Source organism: Xanthomonas pisi DSM 18956 (genome assembly GCF_001010415.1).
Classification (GTDB): domain Bacteria; phylum Pseudomonadota; class Gammaproteobacteria; order Xanthomonadales; family Xanthomonadaceae; genus Xanthomonas; species Xanthomonas pisi.
Genome location: NZ_JPLE01000049.1, coordinates 14,781 through 34,543, shown reverse-complemented (window position 1 = coordinate 34,543; position 19,763 = coordinate 14,781). Strand labels below are relative to the sequence as shown.

General features: G+C 66.0%; 14 protein-coding genes. 13 read left to right on the top strand and 1 reads right to left on the bottom strand.

Features of this window, described 5'->3' with window-relative positions; all coding sequences use genetic code 11:
- Positions 1 to 209: 209 nt before the first annotated feature.
- From Y887_RS12345 to Y887_RS12310, 8 genes are all read left to right on the top strand, one after another.
- Positions 210 to 548, top strand: a complete 339-nt coding sequence (locus tag Y887_RS12345; protein ID WP_046964618.1) for a HesB/IscA family protein — start codon at positions 210 to 212, stop codon at positions 546 to 548.
- A 518-nt stretch (positions 549 to 1,066) separates the two neighbouring features.
- Positions 1,067 to 1,498 (top strand): 30S ribosomal protein S6, encoded by a 432-nt coding sequence (rpsF, locus tag Y887_RS12340; RefSeq protein WP_046964617.1) that lies wholly within the window; start codon positions 1,067 to 1,069, stop codon positions 1,496 to 1,498.
- Between the two features lie 11 nt (positions 1,499 to 1,509).
- Positions 1,510 to 1,740 (top strand): 30S ribosomal protein S18, encoded by a 231-nt coding sequence (rpsR, locus tag Y887_RS12335; protein WP_005991243.1) that lies wholly within the window; start codon positions 1,510 to 1,512, stop codon positions 1,738 to 1,740.
- A gap of 289 nt (positions 1,741 to 2,029) precedes the next feature.
- Positions 2,030 to 2,479 carry a 50S ribosomal protein L9 gene (gene rplI, locus Y887_RS12330; RefSeq protein WP_046964616.1) on the top strand — a complete coding sequence of 150 codons (450 nt, stop codon included), beginning with the start codon at positions 2,030 to 2,032 and terminating at the stop codon, positions 2,477 to 2,479.
- Between the two features lie 152 nt (positions 2,480 to 2,631).
- Positions 2,632 to 3,603, top strand: a complete 972-nt coding sequence (locus Y887_RS12325; protein ID WP_084726024.1) for an alpha/beta hydrolase — start codon at positions 2,632 to 2,634, stop codon at positions 3,601 to 3,603.
- A gap of 182 nt (positions 3,604 to 3,785) precedes the next feature.
- Entirely contained in the window at positions 3,786 to 7,289 is a 3,504-nt protein-coding gene (gene smc / locus Y887_RS12320) for a chromosome segregation protein SMC (RefSeq protein ID WP_046964615.1), read from the top strand.
- Positions 7,290 to 7,345: 56 nt separating this feature from the next.
- Positions 7,346 to 8,080, top strand: a complete 735-nt coding sequence (gene zipA, locus Y887_RS12315) for a cell division protein ZipA (RefSeq protein ID WP_046964614.1) — start codon at positions 7,346 to 7,348, stop codon at positions 8,078 to 8,080.
- A gap of 8 nt (positions 8,081 to 8,088) precedes the next feature.
- The gene (locus Y887_RS12310; protein ID WP_046964613.1) at positions 8,089 to 8,472 is read left to right on the top strand and encodes a hypothetical protein; all 384 of its coding nucleotides are present in this window, start codon (positions 8,089 to 8,091) and stop codon (positions 8,470 to 8,472) included.
- Positions 8,473 to 9,104: 632 nt separating this feature from the next.
- Here the strand turns inward: Y887_RS12310 and Y887_RS12305 are convergent.
- Complete coding sequence (locus Y887_RS12305) at positions 9,105 to 10,229, bottom strand: pyridoxal phosphate-dependent aminotransferase (RefSeq protein ID WP_046964612.1); 1,125 nt, start codon at positions 10,227 to 10,229, stop codon at positions 9,105 to 9,107.
- Between the two features lie 330 nt (positions 10,230 to 10,559).
- Here Y887_RS12305 and ligA point away from each other — a divergent pair, with 330 nt between their 5' ends.
- The 5 genes from ligA to gyrA all read left to right on the top strand — a co-directional run bounded on the left by ligA (position 10,560) and on the right by gyrA (position 19,560).
- Positions 10,560 to 13,061, top strand: coding sequence for an NAD-dependent DNA ligase LigA (gene ligA / locus Y887_RS12300; RefSeq protein WP_046964611.1), 2,502 nt, complete (start codon positions 10,560 to 10,562; stop codon positions 13,059 to 13,061).
- Positions 13,058 to 14,020, top strand: coding sequence for an EF-P lysine aminoacylase EpmA (gene epmA / locus Y887_RS12295; protein ID WP_046964610.1), 963 nt, complete (start codon positions 13,058 to 13,060; stop codon positions 14,018 to 14,020). Before ligA ends, epmA begins: the two co-directional genes overlap by 4 nt.
- Before the next feature lie 444 nt (positions 14,021 to 14,464).
- Positions 14,465 to 15,148, top strand: coding sequence for a DUF3011 domain-containing protein (locus tag Y887_RS12290; protein ID WP_046964609.1), 684 nt, complete (start codon positions 14,465 to 14,467; stop codon positions 15,146 to 15,148).
- A gap of 428 nt (positions 15,149 to 15,576) precedes the next feature.
- A complete protein-coding gene (mtnA, locus tag Y887_RS12285; RefSeq protein WP_046964608.1) occupies positions 15,577 to 16,641 on the top strand; it encodes an S-methyl-5-thioribose-1-phosphate isomerase in 1,065 nt (354 codons plus the stop codon).
- A gap of 210 nt (positions 16,642 to 16,851) precedes the next feature.
- Positions 16,852 to 19,560 (top strand): DNA gyrase subunit A, encoded by a 2,709-nt coding sequence (gene gyrA / locus Y887_RS12280; RefSeq protein ID WP_046964607.1) that lies wholly within the window; start codon positions 16,852 to 16,854, stop codon positions 19,558 to 19,560.
- Positions 19,561 to 19,763: the final 203 nt, after the last annotated feature.

Below are 19,763 nucleotides of genomic sequence, written 5' to 3'. Positions count from 1 at the left end.
CTCGCCGTAGCGACCTTGAATGGTCTGCGAGTTTACTGGCTGCGGGCGCGCTGGCGCGAGCGTCTGAACCGCTTGCGGGTGGACGCGCTTGTCGAAGGCCCGGCATGGCCCCATCTGGGGAACACTCGTATCGGCGGGTGCAGTCCTTGGCGCTTGCAGCCTCGCTATACTTGCCGCCATCGTTTCACCATCGTTTCTGGAGCACTCCCATGGCCATCAGCCTTACCCCCGCCGCGCTGGAGCGCGTGCAGCGTTTCGTGCAGCAGACCCCGGGGACGCTGGGTCTGCGCTTTGGCGTGACCAAGACCGGTTGTTCGGGCTGGGGCCATGTCACCGACCTGGCGCGCGAGAAGCGCGATGACGATGCAGTGTTCGAGCAGGGTGGGGTCCGCATTTTCGTCGATCCGACCAGCCTGCCGCTGGTAGACGGGACCTGCATCGACTTCGGCAAGCACGGGCTGAGCGAGACCTTCACCTTCAGCAATCCCAATGCCACCGCCGAGTGCGGCTGCGGGGAGAGCTTTACGACCGAAGCCGAGCATCGCTGAGCTCGCCGGCGCGCGCTGTCCCTTCTCCCTGCGGGAGAAGGTGCCCGAAGGGCGGATGAGGGTGCGGGGCGAAGCCATGAGCCGTCGAATTCAGCGCGGGCTTCGCCCCCGGACCCTCACCCCAACCCCTCTCCCGATGGGAGAGAGGCTTTAAGCGGCAGCTCGACTTGTTTGTCCTTTTGTCCTTCTCCCGCAAGGCGGGAGAAGGTGGCGCGCAGCGCCGGATGAGGGTACGTACCAAGCCCGGCGCAGGTTGAACGACACGAAAGCTTGGCCGTACCTTCATCCCAACCCAACTGGCAGTTGGCGTCATCAGTCGATCAAGACGGTTGTTCTCCCGACGGGAGAGGGGCTTCAAAGCCTCCGTCGCAGTGCCCGGTTGCGGCTAAACCCCTGAACTGCCATACTTTCCTGCTTCCTGCCCGATTCCGGGTGGGAACCCTTGCTCCACCGGCCGCTTGCGCGGACCACCGGGGAGCTGTCCGGCCCACGTGGCCACATCCGAAAGGTAAAACAACATGAGTCGTCATTACGAAGTCGTGTTCCTGGTCCATCCGGACCAGAGCGAGCAGGTCCCGGCCATGATCGAGCGCTACAAGTCGCTGATCGAGGGCGGTAACGGCACCATCCACCGTCTGGAAGACTGGGGCCGTCGTCAGCTGGCCTACCCGATCCAGAACCTGGTGAAGGCGCACTACGTGCTGCTCAACATCGAAGTCGACCAGACCGTGCTGAGCGAGCTGGTGGAAAGCTTCCGCTTCAACGATGCGGTGCTGCGTCACTTGGTCGTCAAGCGCGATGGCCCGGACACCGAGCAGTCGCTGATCATGAAGAGCAAGGACGAGAAGGGCGACAAGCCCGAGCGTAGCGAGCGTCGTCGTCGTGACGATGAAGAGGGCGAAGCCCCCGCTGCCACCGATACCGACGGCGACAACGCCGAAGCCGCTTAAGGAGCGCTGTCATGTCCAAGTTCTTCCGTCGTCGCAAGTTCTGCAAGTTCACCGCCGAGGGCGTCAAAGAGATCGATTACAAGGATCTCAACACCCTGCGCCAGTACCTCACCGAGAACGGCAAGATCGTGCCGAGCCGCGTGACCGGTACCAAGTCCAAGTACCAGCGTCAGCTGGCGACGGCCGTCAAGCGCTCGCGTTTCCTGGCGCTGATTCCGTACACGGACAACCACGACGTCTAAGTAATCCCGCGTTAGGAGTCCGCCATTTGCGCGGCTCCTTTCGCAAGATACGCACGATTTTGTGTGAGTCCCTCACAGAAGCCGCACGGCTGTATGTGAGTCCCTCACAAAAGCCCGCACATCCATGTGCGGGTTACTAAATTGATAGAAGTCCGGTAATTAAAGGTGCGGTGCCGGTCGGGCTCTTACGACTCCCGATTCCCCAATCCCGATTCCCGGCTTCTCCTATTCGGACAGCAAACGTTGCGTCGGCCAAAGCGCCCGCGCTAACGAATAACGGAGCACCACCATGGATCTGATTCTTCTGCAGAAAGTGACCAACCTGGGCAATCTGGGCGACAAGGTCAGCGTCAAGCCGGGCTACGGCCGTAACTTCCTCGTGCCGCAGGGCAAGGCCGTCCCGGCCACCGCTGCCAACGTCGAAGCGTTCGAAACCAAGCGCGCCGAGTACGAAGCCAAGGCCAATACCATCCTGGCCGATGCACAGGGCCGCGCCACCAAGTTTGAAGGCGCCAGCGTCACCATCGGCGCGCACGCGTCGACCGAAGGCAAGCTGTACGGCTCGGTTGGCCCGCGCGATATCGCCGAGGCGTTCACCGCCGCCGGTCTGCCGCTGGAAAAGAGCGAAGTGATCCTTGGCGAAGGCGCATTCCGCAATGTCGGCGAGTACGACGTTGTGCTGCACCTGCATGCCGATGTCGAAACCACCGTCAAGGTCATCGTCGAATCCGACGCCTGATCCTGGTCAGTGGCATCTGGGCGACGCTGACCTAACGGAACAGTTCGCTTGCGGCAACAACAACGGGCGCCTCAGGGCGCCCGTTGTGCATTTGGGCACGGCATGCTGCCGATCGTTCTCAAGCGCTGTACGGCGGTGGCGAGCCGCGACCGATGAGCCCGACGACATGGCGCGGAATCAATGCGCAATCCCCCAGGCCGGGCAATGGCCGGTTACGGCTGGGCGCGGCGCTGACAAGCGGTCGTTCGCCATTGGCGCGCGGGTATCGCTTCGGCAGCGTCAGCGTGCCGGTTGGCGACAATGACGCCTGTCGCTGGCGCATCCGTTTCGCGATTCCGCACGCGGCAACGCCCAGGCGTGGCGCTCCGGCGCTGTGGATGCTGGACGGCAACCGGGCGCTGGGCCTGTTCGATCCTGTGACGCTGTGGCGCCTGGCGCGCCTGCCCGTGCCGCCGGTGCTGGTCTTTGTCGACGCCGACCACGCGCTGCTGATCGACTTGCCCACCCGGGCTCGCCATTACACGTTCCAGCCGGCCGATCATCCATTCCTTGCCGCTCCCGGTGCCGCTGCGGGGCTGGTGGGCGGCGGCGCGCAGGCGCTGCACGCTGCGCTGCTGCAAAAGGCGGTGCCCGCGCTGGCGCAGCGCGTACGACTGGATCGCAGGCGGCAGGCGCTGTGGGGTCACTCGCTGGCCGGCCTGTTCGTCCTGCACGCGCTGTATGCCGACGAGGGCTGGTTTACCGATTTTGCGGCCGCCAGTCCGTCGCTCTGGTGGGGGCAGGGCGCCCTGCTGGGCACGCCCGAACACGCGCTGGCCGCGCGCGGACTGCGTCATGCCGCGCGGCTGTGGCTGTTTCTTGGCGGCGCGGAGCGGGCCGGGCAGATCGATGCGCGCCGCCGCGATGACTCCGATCGCGTCGCGCTGCTGGCCGCGATCCAGGGCGCGCCGGCCGATGCCGCAGTGCAGCTTGGCCGGCGCCTGATGGCGCTGCAGGGGCTGGATGTGCGTTACCGCGAGTTCCCTGCGCTGCACCATGCGCCGGTGTTCCAGGCGTCGTTGCGGGCCGTCTTGCGGGAGGTGGTCGGGTTGCCGGCAAGGGGCCGGGCACAGCGCAGGGTCTGAATCGACGCGGCCTCCCGGCACCGGCGCTGGCGAGCCTGCCGGTGTCCGCCGTGCCCGGCCGTTATACTCAACGTCAATCGTTCGCGTGGCCCGTGTTGCTGGCGTCTTGTCGGCCAGCGCGACGCCTTTGCAACCCCGACCCGATGGCGTGCCCCGCGCCGTTGACCGAGATCCCTGTTTCCATGCGCCTGTCCACGATCAAGTTGTCCGGTTTCAAGTCGTTCGTCGACCCGACCACATTGCACCTGCCCACCAACATGACCGGCATCGTCGGTCCCAATGGCTGCGGCAAGTCCAACATCATCGATGCGGTGCGCTGGGTGATGGGCGAAAGCTCGGCCAGCCGGCTGCGTGGCGACTCGCTGACCGACGTGATCTTTTCCGGATCCTCGGCGCGCAAGCCGGTGTCGCAGGCGACGGTGGAACTGATCTTCGACAACTCCGATCACACCATCACCGGCGAGTTCGCCTCGTTCAACGAGATCTCGGTCAAGCGCCTGGTCAGCCGCGACGGCAACAGCGCCTATTACCTCAACGGCACCAAGTGCCGGCGTCGCGACATCACCGACCTGTTCCTGGGGACCGGCCTGGGTCCGCGCAGCTACTCGATCATCGAGCAGGGCATGATCAGCCAGATCATCGAGGCGCGCCCGGAAGACCTGCGCGTGTATCTGGAAGAGGCCGCCGGCATTTCCAAGTACAAGGAACGCCGCAAGGAAACCGAAACCCGCATCCGCCACACCCGTGAAAACCTCGACCGCCTGGGCGACCTGCGCGAAGAAATCACCAAGCAGCTGGCGCATCTGCAGCGCCAGGCGCGCCAGGCCGAGCAGTACCAGGCCTTGCAGGAAGAACGGCGGATCAAGGATGCCGAGTGGAAGGCGCTGGAGTACCGCGGCCTGGACGGGCAATTGCAGGGCCTGCGCGAAAAATTGAATCAGGAAGAAACCCGCCTGCAGCAGCTGATCGCCGACCAGCGCGATGCCGAGGCGCGGATCGAAACCGGGCGCGTGCGCCGCGAAGAAGCCGCCGAGGCGGTGGCCAAGGCACAAGCCGATGTGTACCAGGTGGGCAGCGCGCTGGCGCGCATCGAGCAGCAGATCCAGCATCAGCGCGAACTCTCGCATCGCTTGCACAAGGCCCGTGACGAGGCGCAAAGCCAGTTGCAGGAACTGACCCAGCACATCAGCGGCGACTCGGCAAAACTGGCGGTGCTGCGCGAGGCCGTGGATGCGGCCGAGCCGCAGCTGGAACAGCTGCGCGAGGATCATGAGTTCCGCCAGGAATCGCTGCGCGAAGCCGAAGCGCGGCTGGCCGACTGGCAGCAACGCTGGGAAACCCATAACCGCGACACCGGCGAAGCCTCGCGCGCCGGCGAGGTGGAGCGTACCCGTGTCGATTACCTGGACCGCCAGTCGCTGGAAGCCGACCGCCGCCGCGAAGCGTTGGTGAACGAACGTGCCGGGCTGGATCTGGACGCGCTGGCCGAGGCGTTCGAACAGATCGAGCTGCGCCACGAAACCCAGAAGACCTCGCTGGACGGGCTGACCGAGCAGGTCGAAGCGCGCAAGCACGCGCTCGCCGGGCTGCAGGAGCAGCAGCGCGCCAGCCAGGGCGAGCTGGCCGAAGTGCGCAAGCAGGCGCAGGCCGCGCGTGGCCGGCTGTCGTCGCTGGAAACCCTGCAGCAGGCCGCCCTCGGCCAGGAGCAGGGCGCGGCGGTGGCGTGGCTGAAGTCGCGCGGGCTGGATTCGGCAGCGCGCGTGGGCGAGCGTATCAGCGTGGAGAGCGGCTGGGAAAATACCGTCGAAAGCGCGCTGGGACAGTTGATCGAAGGCGTGCTGGTGGATGCGCCCGAGCAACTGGTCGACGCGCTGGGCGAGTTGGGCGAAGGCCGCATCGCGCTGGTGTCCAGTGCCGCCGATGCCGCCACCTTCGCACCGACCTCATTGGCGGCGAAAGTACAGGGGCCGATCGCGATTCGTCGCCTGCTGGCGCGGTTGCACGCCGCCGACGATCTGCAGGCCGCACGCGCGCTGCAGGTCTCGTTGCCGGAGGGCGACTCGGTCATTACCCGCAACGGCGAGCGCCTGGGCGAGGGCTGGGTGCGCGTATCGCGCTCCGGCGCGGCCAAGCAGGGTGCCTTGCTGCGCGAGCGCGAAATCCAGGAACTGCGTGCGCAGATCGAAACGCTGCAGGAGCGCGAAGCCGAACTTGAGCAGCGCCTCAGCAGCTTCCGCGAGCAATCCCTGGCCGCCGAACAGCAGCGCGAAGATGCGCAGCGCCAGCTGTACATGGCGCACCGCAGCGTGTCGGAACTGGCCGGCCAGTTGCAGAGCCAGCAGGGCAAGGTCGATGCCGCGCGCACGCGCATCGAGCGCATCGAAAGCGAGTTGTCGCAGTTGCTGGAAACGCTGGACACCAGCCGCGAACAGGCCCGCGAGGCCCGTGCGAAACTCGAAGACGCGGTCACCCTGATGGGCGATCTGCAAGGCACGCGTCAGGCGCTGGAGGACGAACGCCGCCAGCTCACCGATGGCCGTGACCAGGCCCGCGATGCCGCACGCGGCGTGCGCGACGCAATGCATGCGCTGGCGCTCACGCTGGAATCGCAGCGCACCCAGATCACTTCGCTCAGCCAGACCCTGGAGCGCATGGACAGCCAGCGCGGCCAGCTGGACACGCGTCTGGAGGATCTGGTCGCCCAGCTCAGCGATGGCGACTCGCCGGTGGAAACGCTGGAGCACGAACATCAGGCCGCGCTCAGCGAGCGCGTCCGCACCGAGCGTGTGCTCAGCGAAACGCGCACGCTGCTCGACAGCATCGACGGCGAGCTGCGCAGCTTCGAGCAGACCCGCCAGCAGCGCGACGAACAGGCGCTGGCGCAGCGCGAACGCATCAACCAGCGCAAGCTCGATCAACAGGCGCTGGTGCTCAACGCCGAACAGTTGTCTGCCGCAGTGGTCAAGGCCGGCTTCGTGCTCGAAGACGTGGTCAACGGCCTGTCCGAGTCCGCCAACGTGGCCGAATGGGAAGCGGCGGTGAACCAGATCGACGGCCGCATGCGGCGCCTGGAACCGGTGAACCTGGCGGCGATCCAGGAATACGGCGAGGCCGCGCAGCGTTCGGAATATCTGGACGCGCAGAACCTGGACCTCAACACCGCACTGGAAACGCTGGAAGAAGCCATCCGCAAGATCGACCGCGAAACCCGTGGCCGTTTCAAGGACACCTTCGATCGCGTCAACTCTGGGGTGCAGGCGCTGTATCCGCGCCTGTTCGGCGGCGGGCACGCGTATCTGGAACTCACCGGCGAAGACCTGCTCGACACCGGCGTGACCATCATGGCGCGTCCGCCGGGCAAGCGCGTGTCCAGCATTTCGCTGCTGTCCGGCGGCGAAAAGGCGATGACCGCGGTGGCGCTGGTGTTTGCGATCTTCCAGCTCAACCCGGCGCCGTTCTGCCTGCTGGACGAGGTGGACGCGCCGCTGGACGAAGCCAATGTCGGCCGCCTGGCCAACATGGTGCGCGAGATGAGCGAGAAGGTGCAGTTCCTGTTCGTCAGCCATAACAAGGCGACCATGGAAGCGGCGCGCCAGTTGTCCGGCGTGACCATGCGCGAGCCGGGCGTCAGCCGCCTGGTCAGCGTGGATCTGGAAGAAGCCGCGCGTTTGGCGGGTGCGGCATGACGTGCCATGCTTGCTGGAATATCGACACCTGTCACTCTTATGCGGAGGCACGCTGAATGTCCGACATGGCCATGATCCGGATCGGGATCCTGATCGCGGGAGTGCTGCTGGTCGCTGCAATTTTTCTGTTCGGCCGCCCGAAGAAAGCGCCGCAGGGACGGCGCGTCGACAAGGACGAGAACCAGCCGCGCGAACGCCGCGAGCCGGTGATTTCCGGCGATGCGGGCATTGACGCAGACGCGTTCGAGCGCGGCGAAGGCGGCGCCGAACAGAGCGAGCTCGACCTGGACGAGCAGGATGCGGCCGGCGGCAACGACGTCGGCAAGCGCCCGAATCAGGACTTCGACAAGATCGTGTCGCTGTTCGTGGCGGCCAAGGCGGGCCAGATCCTGCGTGGCGAAGATGTGGTGGTTGCCGCGGAAAAGACTGGCCTGGTGTTCGGCCACATGAATGTGTTCCACCGCCTGGTGGAAGGGCACCCGGAACGCGGGCCGATCTTCAGCATGGCCAGCATCCTCAAGCCGGGCAGTTTCGACATGGCCAACATCCGCGAGATGCAGACGCCGGCGATCGCGTTTTTCCTCACCCTGCCGGCGCCGATGACCGCGCTGGACGCCTGGGAAAAGATGTTGCCGACCGTACAACGCATGGCCGAGTTGCTGGACGGCGTGGTGCTGGACGACAGCCGCAATGCGCTGGGCCGCCAGCGCGTGGCGCATATCCGCGACGAACTGCGTGCCTATGATCGTCAGCACCAGGCACCGCCGCTGACCAAATCCCCGCGCTGGTGAGTTAAGCGATGTTGAGTCTGCAGGGCGTGTTGGCAGTGGCCTTGCTGCTGGTGCTGTGGGCGATTCTGGCAATGCCGTTGTTGTGGATCTTTTCGTTGATCACCGCGCGCCTGCGCAAGCGCCCGCGAAACTCGCCATGGGTAGTGGGCAGCTTCGCCGCTGCCATCACCTTGCTGGTCGCCCCGGTGCCGACGCCCTTCATCAGCGTCTTCCTGCCGCATGCGATCGCGTTGCTGGATCGCCGCTATTACGCGCATCTCCTGCAAGGCCCGCCGATGTTGCGTGAGCTGCTGCTGTGGAATGCGGGCTCGATGGTGCTGACCTTCGTCATCAGCTATCTGTGGATCAGGCGCACGCTGCGTGCGCCGGAGCCTGAGGTGGTGGATCGCTGATCCGCTCGGAATCCAAAGCTCCGCTTTCCGTGGGGCAAGAAGGCATTGCTTGTGCGCCACTGGTGCGTGTGTCTTGGAGCGCCCGCGCCGCAAGTGTGGACTGGTGCGCGCTGCGGGGGTTGGGGTTAGGGTTAGGGTTGGGGGTGAAGGTACGGGTGCGGGGCGAAGCACTCGGGCAGTCAAACAACACCAGGCTTCGCTCGTACCCTCATCCGCCCCTGCGGGGCACCTTCTCCCGGGGGGAGAAGGGAATAATGCGTTGCGCGCTCAGAGCAGCGTGATGCAATGCGACTGATTCAAGCCCCTCTCCTGCGGGAGAGGGGTTGGGGTGAGTGTACGGGGCGTAGCCCTTGTGCAGCCGAACACCGCCAGGCGTCGCGCGTAACCTCATCTGCCCCTGCGGGGCACCTTCTCCCGAGGGGAGAAGGGAGTAATGCAGTGCGCGCTCAGAGCAGCGTCATGCAATGCGACTGATTCAAGCCCCTCTCCTGCGGGAGAGGGGTTGGGGTGAGGGTACGGGGCGTAGCCCTCGTGCAGCCGGACAACACCAGGCTGCGCACGTACCCTCATCCGCCCCTGCGGGGCACCTTCTCCCGAAGGGAGAAGGGAGCGCGCTTCGTTTTACTACGCGATCAACGCTTCGCCTTACCAAACGCCTCGCGGAACCGCATCATCTCCGCCTCGGTGCCGACGCTCACGCGCACGCGCTTGGGCCAGATCGGCCAGCTGCGGCCGACGATCACGCCCTGCTTCTGCATCGAATCGGCAAACACGCCGGCGTCGCGCTTGACGTCCAGCATGAAGCAGTTCGCTTGCGTGGGCAGGCAGGTGTAGCCCTTGCTCTTGAGCCAGGCGACGGTCTCATCGCGCACGCGCGCGTTGTCGGCGCGCCGGGTCTGCACCAGCTGCGGATCGCGCAGGCTGGCGATGCCGGCGGCCATCGCCGGGACCGGCAACGGGTTGCTGCCGAAGCTGGCGAGCTTGGTCTGCAGGCCCGGCGGGGCCAGCGCCGCGCCCAGGCGCAGACCGGCCATGCCGTAGAGCTTGGAGAAGCTGCGCAACACGATCAGGTCCTGGCGCTGACGCACCAGATCGACCACCGACGGTTCGTTGCTGTAATGGATGTACGCCTCGTCGACCACCAGCACCGCGCTGGCCGGCTTGTTGGCCAGCAGCCATTCGATGTCGCTGCGCGGGGTGATGCTGCCGGTGGCATTGCCGGGGTTGCACAGATAGATCAGGCCGGCGGTGGGGTCGGCCTTGGCCATCGCCTTGACGTCGTGCGCGCCGTCGGCACGCAGCGGCACCTTGCGCACCGGTACGCCGCGGGCAGTGGCGCTTTCGATCGCCGGGTCGAAGCTCGGGTCTGCCACCACCAGGCCGGCGCGCGCAGAGGTGAACAGGTTGCTGGCGCGGTTGAGCGCATCCCTGGAGCCGGGAAACAACGCCAGGTGGTCGTTGGGCAGCTGCAGCTCGCCGGTCATCAGATTGCGCAGGTCCTGCTCCATCTCCAGCAGGTAGCGGCCCGACCGCGCCAGCGACCGCGTTGCGGCATCCAGCGCCGCCGGAGCGGGCCCAAGCGGGTGTTCGTTGAGATTGAGGTACACCGTGCCAGCCGCAGCGGCCACGCCAGGCGTTGCCGGCGCCGCTGCGCGCTTGCGGGCCGCCTCGGCCGCGGGTGCCAGCCCCAATGCGGAAACCGCCACGCCAGAGGTGGCAAGGCTGAGAAACGAACGGCGCGAGACGGGCAACGACACGGGTGAGCTCCAGACGGGGGCGGCGAAGAGGGCGCCACGCTAGCGGGTTTGTGCCGGTCTGCCTATCGGGAAATGCCCGGGCGGTAAGCTGTCGGCCGTCAGCGGGCAGATCCGGTGGCCCAGCAAGCCGGTCGCGCCCGGCCGCGCTCTGGCAGATCCTGCCGGATTTGCTGGCCATTGCGCTGCAGGCGCTGGCGGCGTCACCGCAGCTGGCCTGGCGCGATTGTCTGCGGCGGTCGGTCTGCCTGGGCATCCAGGTCACGCCCGCCATCGCTTGCGCATCGGCACGGCCCGTTAGAATGGGCGGCCCAGTGCCAGCCCAGCGATCGTATGACTGTCAGCCCGGACCCCGCTCAGCGCATCGATGCCCTGCGTCGTCGAATCGAAGACGCGAACTACCGCTATCACGTGCTCGACGAGCCACAGATGGCCGACGTCGATTACGACCGCCTGATGCGTGAGCTGGAGGCGCTGGAAGCCGAGCACCCGGCACTGGCCAGTGCCGATTCGCCAACGCAACGGGTGGGCCATCTGGCCGCGTCGCGCTTTGCCGAAGTGCGGCATGCCATGCCGATGTTGTCGCTGGGCAATGCGTTCAGCGACGAGGAGGTGAACGAGTTCGTCCGACGCATCAGTGAGCGGCTGGAGCTCAAACGACCGGCGTTCTCGGCCGAACCCAAGCTCGATGGCCTGGCGATCAGCCTGCGCTACGAAGACGGCGAATTCGTACAAGGTGCGACCCGTGGCGACGGCGCCACCGGCGAGGATGTCAGCGCCAATCTGCGCACCGTCAAGGCGATTCCGTTGCGCCTGCGCGGGCAGGGGTGGCCGAAGGTGCTGGAGGTGCGCGGCGAGGTCTACATGCCGCGCGCCGCGTTCGAGGCATACAACGCGCAGATGCGCACGCAAGGCGGCAAGGTGCTGGCCAATCCGCGCAATGGCGCGGCCGGCTCGCTGCGGCAGCTGGACGCGCGCATCACCGCGCAACGCCCGTTGAGTTTTTTTGCCTATGGCGTGGGCGAGGTGCGCGACGGTGCCTTGCCGCAGACGCATTCGGCCATCCTGGCGCAGCTGCGCGAATGGGGCTTTCCGGTCAGCCAGCTGGTGGAGGTGGTGCAGGGCGGCGACGGCCTGTTGGCGTACTACCAACGCATCGGCGCAGCGCGCGACGGGCTGGCGTTCGATATCGACGGCGTGGTCTACAAGCTCGACGATCTGGCCGGCCAGCGCGAGATGGGCTTTGTCTCGCGCGCACCGCGCTGGGCGATTGCGCACAAGTTCCCGGCCCAGGAGCAATCCACCACGGTGGAGGCGATCGAGATCCAGATCGGCCGTACCGGTGCAGCGACGCCGGTGGCGCGACTGAAGCCGGTGCATGTGGCGGGCGTGATCGTCACCAACGCGACCTTGCACAACGCCGACCAGATCGCGCGGCTGGATGTGCGGGTGGGCGATACGGTGATCGTGCGCCGCGCCGGCGATGTGATTCCTGAAGTGGCCGGTGTGGTGGCCGACCAGCGCCCGCCCGGAACTCAGGCGTGGCAGATGCCCACCCAATGCCCGGTCTGCGGGTCGGAGATCGTGCGCGAAGAAGGCCAGGCGGTGTGGCGCTGCTCGGGCGAGTTGACCTGCCCGGCGCAGCGCAAGGAAGCCTTCCGGCATTTCGTTTCACGCCGTGCGATGGATGTCGACGGCCTGGGCGAAAAATTCATCGAGGTGCTGGTCGATAGCGGGCTGGTGCAGGGCGTGGCAGATCTGTACCTGCTCACCGTCGATCAACTGCTGCAATTGCGCCTGATCAGCACCGCCGACAGCCCGCATGCGTTCTTGCGTGAGGCGCGCGAGCATCTGGCCACCGGTGCGTATGCGCAGCTGGAAACCACGGTGGTGAGCATCGGCGTGGATCTGGCCGGCGAGCGCGAGGCGCCGCAGAGCTGGCAGGCCGACCTGCTACGTGCGGGGCTGCCGAGCTTCGATTGGAACCGCCGCAAGATCGCCACCAAATGGGCCGAGAACCTGATCGAGGCGATCGAAACATCGCGCGACACCACGCTGGAGCGTTTCCTGTTCGCGCTGGGCATCGAGCATGTGGGCGAGAGCACCGCCAAGGCCTTGTCGGCCTGGTTCGGCGATCTGGAGCTGATCCGCCATCTGCCGTGGCCACTGTTCAAGCGCGTGCCCGATATCGGTGGCGAAGTAGCTCGTTCGCTCGGGCACTTTCTCGATCAGCCGGGCAATCAGCAGGCCATCGACGATTTGCTGCAACGTGGCGTGCGCATCGGCGATGCGCACCCACCATCGCCCAAGCTGCGCGACGCCTTGAGTTTTGCCAGCGTGCTGGAAGACATGGACATTCCCAAGGTGACGCCGGTGCGCGCCCAGCAACTGGCTGCGGCGGTGCCGTCGTTCGATGCGCTGCGCACTGCCGGCAGCGACGCCTTGCTGCAGGCTGGCGTGCCCGCGCCGGTGGTCGCCGCGCTGCTGCAATGGCTGGATCGCCCTGAAAATGCGGCACTCGCCACATCGGCGCAACAGGCGATGGAAACGGTGCTGGCGCGCTTGCCGGAAGCCGAGACCGTGCAGGCCGGCCCGCTGGACGGGCAGACCGTGGTGATCACCGGCACCCTGGCCGCATTGACGCGCGATGCCGCCAAGCAGCGGCTCGAAGCCTTGGGCGCCAAGGTCGCCGGCAGCGTCTCCAAGAAAACCGCGTTCCTGGTGGCTGGCGAAGAGGCCGGTTCCAAGCTCGACAAGGCGCAATCGCTGGGAGTGGAGATCTGGGACGAAGCGCGGCTGCTGGCCTTCCTGGGCGAGCACGGGCAACAGCCGTGACGGCAGTGCAGCTGGATCTGGCCGCGCTGCAGTTGCGCGCGCAGCTCAATGCCGCGATTCGCGGGTTTTTTGCCGAGCGCGACGTGCTGGAAGTGGAAACGCCGATGCTGTCGCAGGCCGGCAACACCGAGCCGAATATCGACAGCTTCAGCACCCGCTTCAGCGGGCACGTCGATGCCGGCGCGCCGCTGCGCTGGCTGCGCACCTCGCCGGAGTATCCGCTCAAGCGATTGCTTGCCGCCGGCCTGGGCGATTGCTACGAGCTGGGCCGCGTGTTTCGCAATGGCGAAGCCGGCGGCCGGCACAATCCGGAATTCAGCATGCTCGAGTGGTATCGGGTGGGCTGGAACGACCGCACCCTGGCCCAGGAAACCGTCGCGCTGGTCCAGCGCGCACTGGCCCTGGTACAGCGTCAAGCGACGGTCCAGGTGCTCAGCTATCGCGAGCTGTTCGTGCAACGCCTGGGCATCGACCCGTTGCTGGACCCGGTCGACACGCTGCGTGCAGCACTGCATGACGTTGCCATCGATCCACAGGGGCTGACGCGCGACGATTGGCTGGACCTGCTGATGACCCATCGCATCCAGCCGGGCTTTGCCAGCGATACCTTGACCGTGGTGCACGACTGGCCCGCCAGCCAATGCGCACTGGCGCGGATCCGTCACGACGACCCGCCGGTGGCCGAGCGCTTCGAGTTGTATCTGGGCGCCTATGAAGTGGCCAACGGCTACCACGAATTGAACGACGCCCAGGAGCAACGGGCCCGTTTCATCCGCGACAACAGCGTGCGTGCGGCGCGCGGCTTGCCGCAGCTGCCGCTGGATGAGCAGCTGCTGGCGGTGTTGCCGCAGCTGCCCGATTGCGCCGGCGTGGCGGTGGGAGTGGATCGGCTGTTGATGGCCTTGCGCGGCACTGCGCAGATTGCCGACGTGCTGGCATTCGACTTCGCCCGCGCTTGATGTGTTGGCAGGCAGTGGCGGCGTAGCAGGCGCCGAGAGCGGCCAATGAACGGGTTGCGCCCATCGTCAGGCGGGTTGTAGGTGGTCCTCGGCGCGGTGCGTATTGCCCGCTGCGCGCGTCACCCCGGTTCGAGCGCACTGTCCACGCCCACCGGACGACGACTTGCCAGGCATTCTTGGTCGCTCCTGATCCAATGCGCGAATGCAGTTGTCGCGTTGCGGTAGGCCGCAGTGGGCCGGCACCGATCACGGCGCAGATCCAGTCCGGTGCAACCCATTCCGTGCAGGCAAGACCGCCCGCGCCCGGCAACGCGACAAGGACGACGGCGTGATGCTGCCATGCCGTTGTCATCGCCGCCGTATTGCTATCTTCACATCGATGATGCTCTCATCTTCACGTCCACGGGGGCGCGACGTCGATCGTTTCGGGTGAGGATTGTTGGCATGAAGTGGCTGATCAGCTTATGCGGTTTGTGGTGCCTGCCGCTGCTGATGCTCGCTGATGCGCGTGCCGCCGAGCGGGGCTCGGGCGTGGTGCGTTGCGAATCCAAGGACATGGCCCGCGTGCATTGCGCGATGGAGGTCGCCAGCGGCGTGCAGTTGGTCCGTCAGCTCTCCGAAACCAGCTGTATCCGCGGCAGCGAATGGGATGTCGACCGGGATGGTGTGTGGGTGGAGCAGGGCTGCCGTGCCGAATTCGCCAGCACCGCGCCGGTTGCGGCATTAATGCGGCGCGTCGTGCGCTGCGATTCCAATGGCGGCAAGGTGGCGTGCCCGGTGGTGCTGCGCGGCGCGCCGGTACGCCTGTTGCGTCAGCGCTCGATGTGGCCGTGCAAGGAAGGCCGCACTTGGGGCACGCGCCGTAACGAAATCTGGGTGTCGCGCGGTTGCGACGGCGAGTTCGAAGTCGGTGCCGAAGATGGGTCCGGTTTCGTGGCGGTGCCGCGCATGGTCACCTGCGAATCGAAGAAGAGCGCACGCCGCACCTGCGGGGTGTCGGTGGAGCGCAAGGTGCGCCTGGGCCGGCAGATGTCCCGGACGCCGTGCGTTGAGGGCCAGACCTGGGGTTGGAGCCGCGACGGGGTGTGGGTCAACGACGGCTGTCGCGCCGAGTTCATCGTCGACTGAGCGGCTGTCGAAGCTGCTGCGTGTTGGTCCATTGCCGGGTGAAGAATCTCGGCGTTCGCCGCACATGGCGGCTGATCTGTGGTTTGGCTGCAAGGCTCTTGCCCGCCCACCGTCGCGGGACACGCTGCAAGTACGTCCTTGCGCTTAGGTCTCGCGACGGTGGGCGGACAAGGGCCTGTCGCGATGGTCCGCGCGCATGGCTTTCTAAAACAACCAGCACTGTCTGGTGTGGTGCCCTGGCCGCTTGCGGGACCGTGTGGCGGCATGGATGCCGCCACCGAGCCCACATGGACGTACTTGCGGCGTGGCGAGGGCACCGCTCCCTCGATCAACCAGGCTCTTGCACTTGACGCTTTGCTGCACCAGGACGACGGGCTGAGCAAGGCCGGTCCACTGACTGGGCTGCCCGCGCGCCTTACAATAGGGCCATGAACGACAGCGCCCATATCGATTACGCCCGCTACGACCACATTCGCCCCCTGTTGTGGACCGGCGATGCCCTGGAATTGCTCGACCAACGCAAGCTGCCTTTCGTGGTGGAGCATGTGCGCTGCGACACCAGCGATGCAGTGGCCGAAGCCATCCATTCGCTGGCCGTGCGCGGTGCGCCGGCGATCGGTATCGCGGCCGGGTGGGGCGTGGTGTTGGCTGCGCGCGATATCGCTGCCGACGATGGCGGTGCGGCCTTGCAGAAACTCGAGCCGGCGCTGTTGCGGCTCAATGCCGCGCGCCCGACCGCGGTCAACCTGGCCTGGGCATTGATGCGCATGCGCCGGGTACTGGGCGCAGCCGGTGCCGACTGGCGCGCGGTGCTCGCACGCGAAGCGCAGGCCATCGCCGACGAAGACCTGGCCGCCAATCGCCACATGGGCGCGCTCGGTGCCGGGCTGATCGCGCCGGGTAGCGGCGTGCTCACCCACTGCAACACCGGCTCGCTGGCCACCGCCGGTTTCGGCACTGCGCTGGGCGTGATCCGCGCCGGCATGGCGCAGCAACGCATTGCCAAGGTGTTTGCCGGCGAAACCCGCCCCTGGCTGCAGGGCGCGCGCCTGACCGTGTGGGAACTGCAGCAGGACGGCATCGATGCCACCCTGATCGCCGATTCGGCGGCCGCGCACTTGATGAAATCCGGCCTGGTGCAGTGGGTGATCGTCGGTGCGGACCGTATCTGCGCCAACGGCGATACCGCCAACAAGATCGGCACCTATCAGCTGGCCATTGCTGCACGCCACCACGGGGTCAAGTTCATGGTGGTGGCACCGTCGTCGACGGTGGACATGGCCACCAGCGATGGCGATCAGATCGATATCGAACAGCGCGATCCAGCCGAGTTGTTCGGCGTGGGCGGGGTGCGGACGGTGGCCGAGGGCATCCATGCCTGGAACCCGGTGTTCGACGTCACCCCGGGGGCGCTGATCGATGCCATCGTCACCGAGCGGGGGGTGATCGAGCACCCCGATCCGGCCCGAATGCAGGCCGCGTTCGGCAGCTGAGCCGGACCGGCGGCAAGGTTGCCGCCAACGTCCCGCCAAAATCCCCGCAAGTGCTTGTTTCTGGCCGTAAAGCGACGGTGTCGGGAAGCCCCTTCGTGGTACAATCCGGGGCTTGAATCGATCGGCGGGAGCGTGGGGTCGGCAGCCTGTGACTAAGGCGCCCCCGACGCGGCTTTCCGGCTCGCCCGCCACCTCACATACGGAACCCGAATGGCAGAAACCGCCAAGGAAATCATCCAGGTCAACCTGGAAGACGAGATGCGCAAGAGCTATCTCGATTACGCGATGAGCGTGATCGTGGGCCGCGCACTCCCCGATGCCCGTGATGGCCTCAAGCCTGTGCACCGCCGCGTGTTGTTCGCGATGCACGAGCTGGGCGCCCACAGCAACAAGGCCTACTTCAAGTCGGCGCGTATCGTCGGCGACGTCATCGGCAAGTACCATCCGCACGGCGACCAGTCGGTGTACGACACGCTGGTGCGCATGGCGCAGCCGTTCTCGTTGCGCTACATGATGGTGGACGGCCAGGGTAACTTCGGTTCGGTCGACGGCGATTCGGCCGCGGCGATGCGTTACACCGAGTCGCGCATGTCGCGGCTGGCGCATGAACTGATGGCCGATATCGACAAGGAAACCGTCGATTTCCAGCCCAATTACGACGAAAAGGAACTGGAACCGACGGTCATGCCGACGCGGTTCCCGAGCCTGCTGGTCAACGGTTCGGCCGGTATCGCGGTGGGCATGGCCACCAACATCCCGCCGCACAACCTGACCGAGGCGATCAACGCCTGCATCGCGCTGATCGACACGCCCGAGCTGGACGTCGAAGGCCTGATGGAATACATCCCGGGCCCGGATTTCCCCACCGCCGGCATCATCAACGGCACCGCCGGCATTGCCGCGGGCTATCGCACCGGCCGTGGCCGCGTGCGCATCCGTGCCAAGGCCGATGTGGAAGTGGCCGACAACGGCCGCGAGGCGATCGTCGTCACCGAGATCCCGTACCAGGTCAACAAGGCGCGATTGATCGAAAAGATCGCCGAGCTGGTCAAGGAAAAGAAGCTCGAAGGCATCAGCGAGCTGCGCGATGAGTCCGACAAGGACGGCATGCGGATCTACATCGAAATCAAGCGCGGCGAGTCGGCCGAGGTTGTGCTCAACAACCTGTACCAGCAGACCCAGATGGAGTCGGTGTTCGGCATCAACATGGTGGCGCTGATCGACGGCCGCCCGCAGTTGATGAACCTCAAGCAGATGCTGGAGGCGTTCATCCGCCACCGGCGCGAGGTGGTCACCCGCCGCACCATCTACGAACTGCGCAAGGCGCGTGCGCGTGCGCATGTGCTGGAAGGCCTGACCGTTGCGTTGGCCAACATCGACGAAATGATCGAGTTGATCAAGACCTCGGCCAACCCGCAGGAAGCGCGCGAACGCATGCTGGCCAAGACCTGGGAACCGGGTCTGGTCGGTGCGCTGCTGGGTGCGGCCGGTGCCGAGGCCTCCAAGCCGGAAGACCTGGCGCCGGGCGTGGGCCTGGCCAATGGGTTCTATCAGCTCAGCGAAGTGCAGGCCGCGCAGATCCTGGAAATGCGCCTGCATCGCCTGACCGGGTTGGAACAGGAAAAGCTGACCGACGAGTACAAGCAGTTGCTCGAGGTCATCCAGGGCCTGATCCGCATCCTGGAAAACCCGGACGTGCTGCTGCAGGTGATCCGCGACGAGCTGATCAACATCCGCGAAGAGTACGGCGACGAGCGCCGCACCGAGATCCGTCACAGCGAAGAAGATCTGGATATTCTCGATCTGATCGCGCCGGAAGACGTGGTGGTGACGCTTTCACACGCCGGTTATGCCAAGCGTCAGCCGGTGAGCGCGTATCGCGCCCAGCGGCGTGGCGGCCGTGGCCGTTCTGCTGCAGCGACCAAGGAAGAGGATTTCATCGACCAGCTGTGGCTGGTCAACACGCACGACATGCTGCTGACCTTCACCAGCAGCGGCAAGGTGTTCTGGCTGCCGGTGCATCAATTGCCGGAAGCCGGCTCCAATGCACGTGGCCGCCCGATCATCAACTGGATTCCGCTGGAATCCGGCGAGCGGGTGCAGGCGGTGTTGCCGGTGCGCGAATACGCCGACAACCGCTACGTGTTCTTCGCAACGCGTAACGGCACGGTCAAGAAGACCCCGCTGAGCGAATTCGCCTTCCGTCTGGCGCGCGGCAAGATCGCCATCAATCTCGATGAAGGCGATGCGCTGGTCGGCGTGGCCCTGACCGACGGCGATCGCGACGTGCTGTTGTTCGCCTCCAACGGCAAGACCGTGCGCTTTGGCGAATCCACCGTGCGTTCGATGGGCCGTACCGCCACCGGCGTGCGTGGTATCCGCATGCCCAAGGGCGAGGAAGTGGTCAGCCTGATCGTGTCCGATCCGGCCGGTGGGATCGAGATCGAGTCCGACGAAGACACTGCCGAAGAGATCGTCGACAGCGCCGACGGTGCCGAAGCGGCAGTGATCGACCTCGCCGACGATGGCAATGTGGCTTACATCCTCACCGCCACCGAGAACGGCTACGGCAAGCGCACGCCGCTGGCCGAATATCCGCGCAAGGGGCGCGGCACGCAGGGCGTGATCGGGATCCAGACCACCGAGCGCAACGGCAAGTTGGTGCGTGCAGTGCTGCTGGGCGCCACCGACGAAGTGTTGCTGATCTCCGATGGCGGCACCCTGGTGCGCACACGCGGCTCGGAAATTTCGCGCGTGGGCCGCAATACCCAGGGCGTGACGTTGATCCGCCTGTCCAAGGGCGAGAAGCTGCAGGCGGTCGAACGCCTGGATGCATCGCTGGATGAAGTGGACGACGTGGTGGAAGACGCGGGCGCAGCCGCCGAGTCGGTCGCGCTGCCACCGGCAACCGAAGAGTGATCATGTAGTGTCATCGCTGCAGTTGAACGAAAACGCCGGCAATGCCGGCGTTTTTTTTGCGTTTCATTTTTTTGCATGCTCGGTTTGTTGCACGCGATGACATGTGCAACGCAGTGTTTACGCGTCATCTCCGCGAAAAACGCGGTGCTTTCACCGGTGCGGGTCGAAGGTAAGTGGCGGTGCGGCGGCGTTGCGTCGCCGCT

Coding starts and splice junctions, on each gene's coding strand:
- smc (WP_046964615.1), top strand. CDS start 3,786: ATGCGCCTGTCCACGATCAAGTTGTCCGGTTTCAAGTCGTTCGTCGAC.
- Y887_RS12290 (WP_046964609.1), top strand. CDS start 14,465: ATGAAGTGGCTGATCAGCTTATGCGGTTTGTGGTGCCTGCCGCTGCTG.
- Y887_RS12310 (WP_046964613.1), top strand. CDS start 8,089: ATGTTGAGTCTGCAGGGCGTGTTGGCAGTGGCCTTGCTGCTGGTGCTG.
- zipA (WP_046964614.1), top strand. CDS start 7,346: ATGTCCGACATGGCCATGATCCGGATCGGGATCCTGATCGCGGGAGTG.
- Y887_RS12345 (WP_046964618.1), top strand. CDS start 210: ATGGCCATCAGCCTTACCCCCGCCGCGCTGGAGCGCGTGCAGCGTTTC.
- rplI (WP_046964616.1), top strand. CDS start 2,030: ATGGATCTGATTCTTCTGCAGAAAGTGACCAACCTGGGCAATCTGGGC.
- mtnA (WP_046964608.1), top strand. CDS start 15,577: ATGAACGACAGCGCCCATATCGATTACGCCCGCTACGACCACATTCGC.
- rpsF (WP_046964617.1), top strand. CDS start 1,067: ATGAGTCGTCATTACGAAGTCGTGTTCCTGGTCCATCCGGACCAGAGC.
- rpsR (WP_005991243.1), top strand. CDS start 1,510: ATGTCCAAGTTCTTCCGTCGTCGCAAGTTCTGCAAGTTCACCGCCGAG.
- ligA (WP_046964611.1), top strand. CDS start 10,560: ATGACTGTCAGCCCGGACCCCGCTCAGCGCATCGATGCCCTGCGTCGT.
- gyrA (WP_046964607.1), top strand. CDS start 16,852: ATGGCAGAAACCGCCAAGGAAATCATCCAGGTCAACCTGGAAGACGAG.
- Y887_RS12325 (WP_084726024.1), top strand. CDS start 2,632: ATGAGCCCGACGACATGGCGCGGAATCAATGCGCAATCCCCCAGGCCG.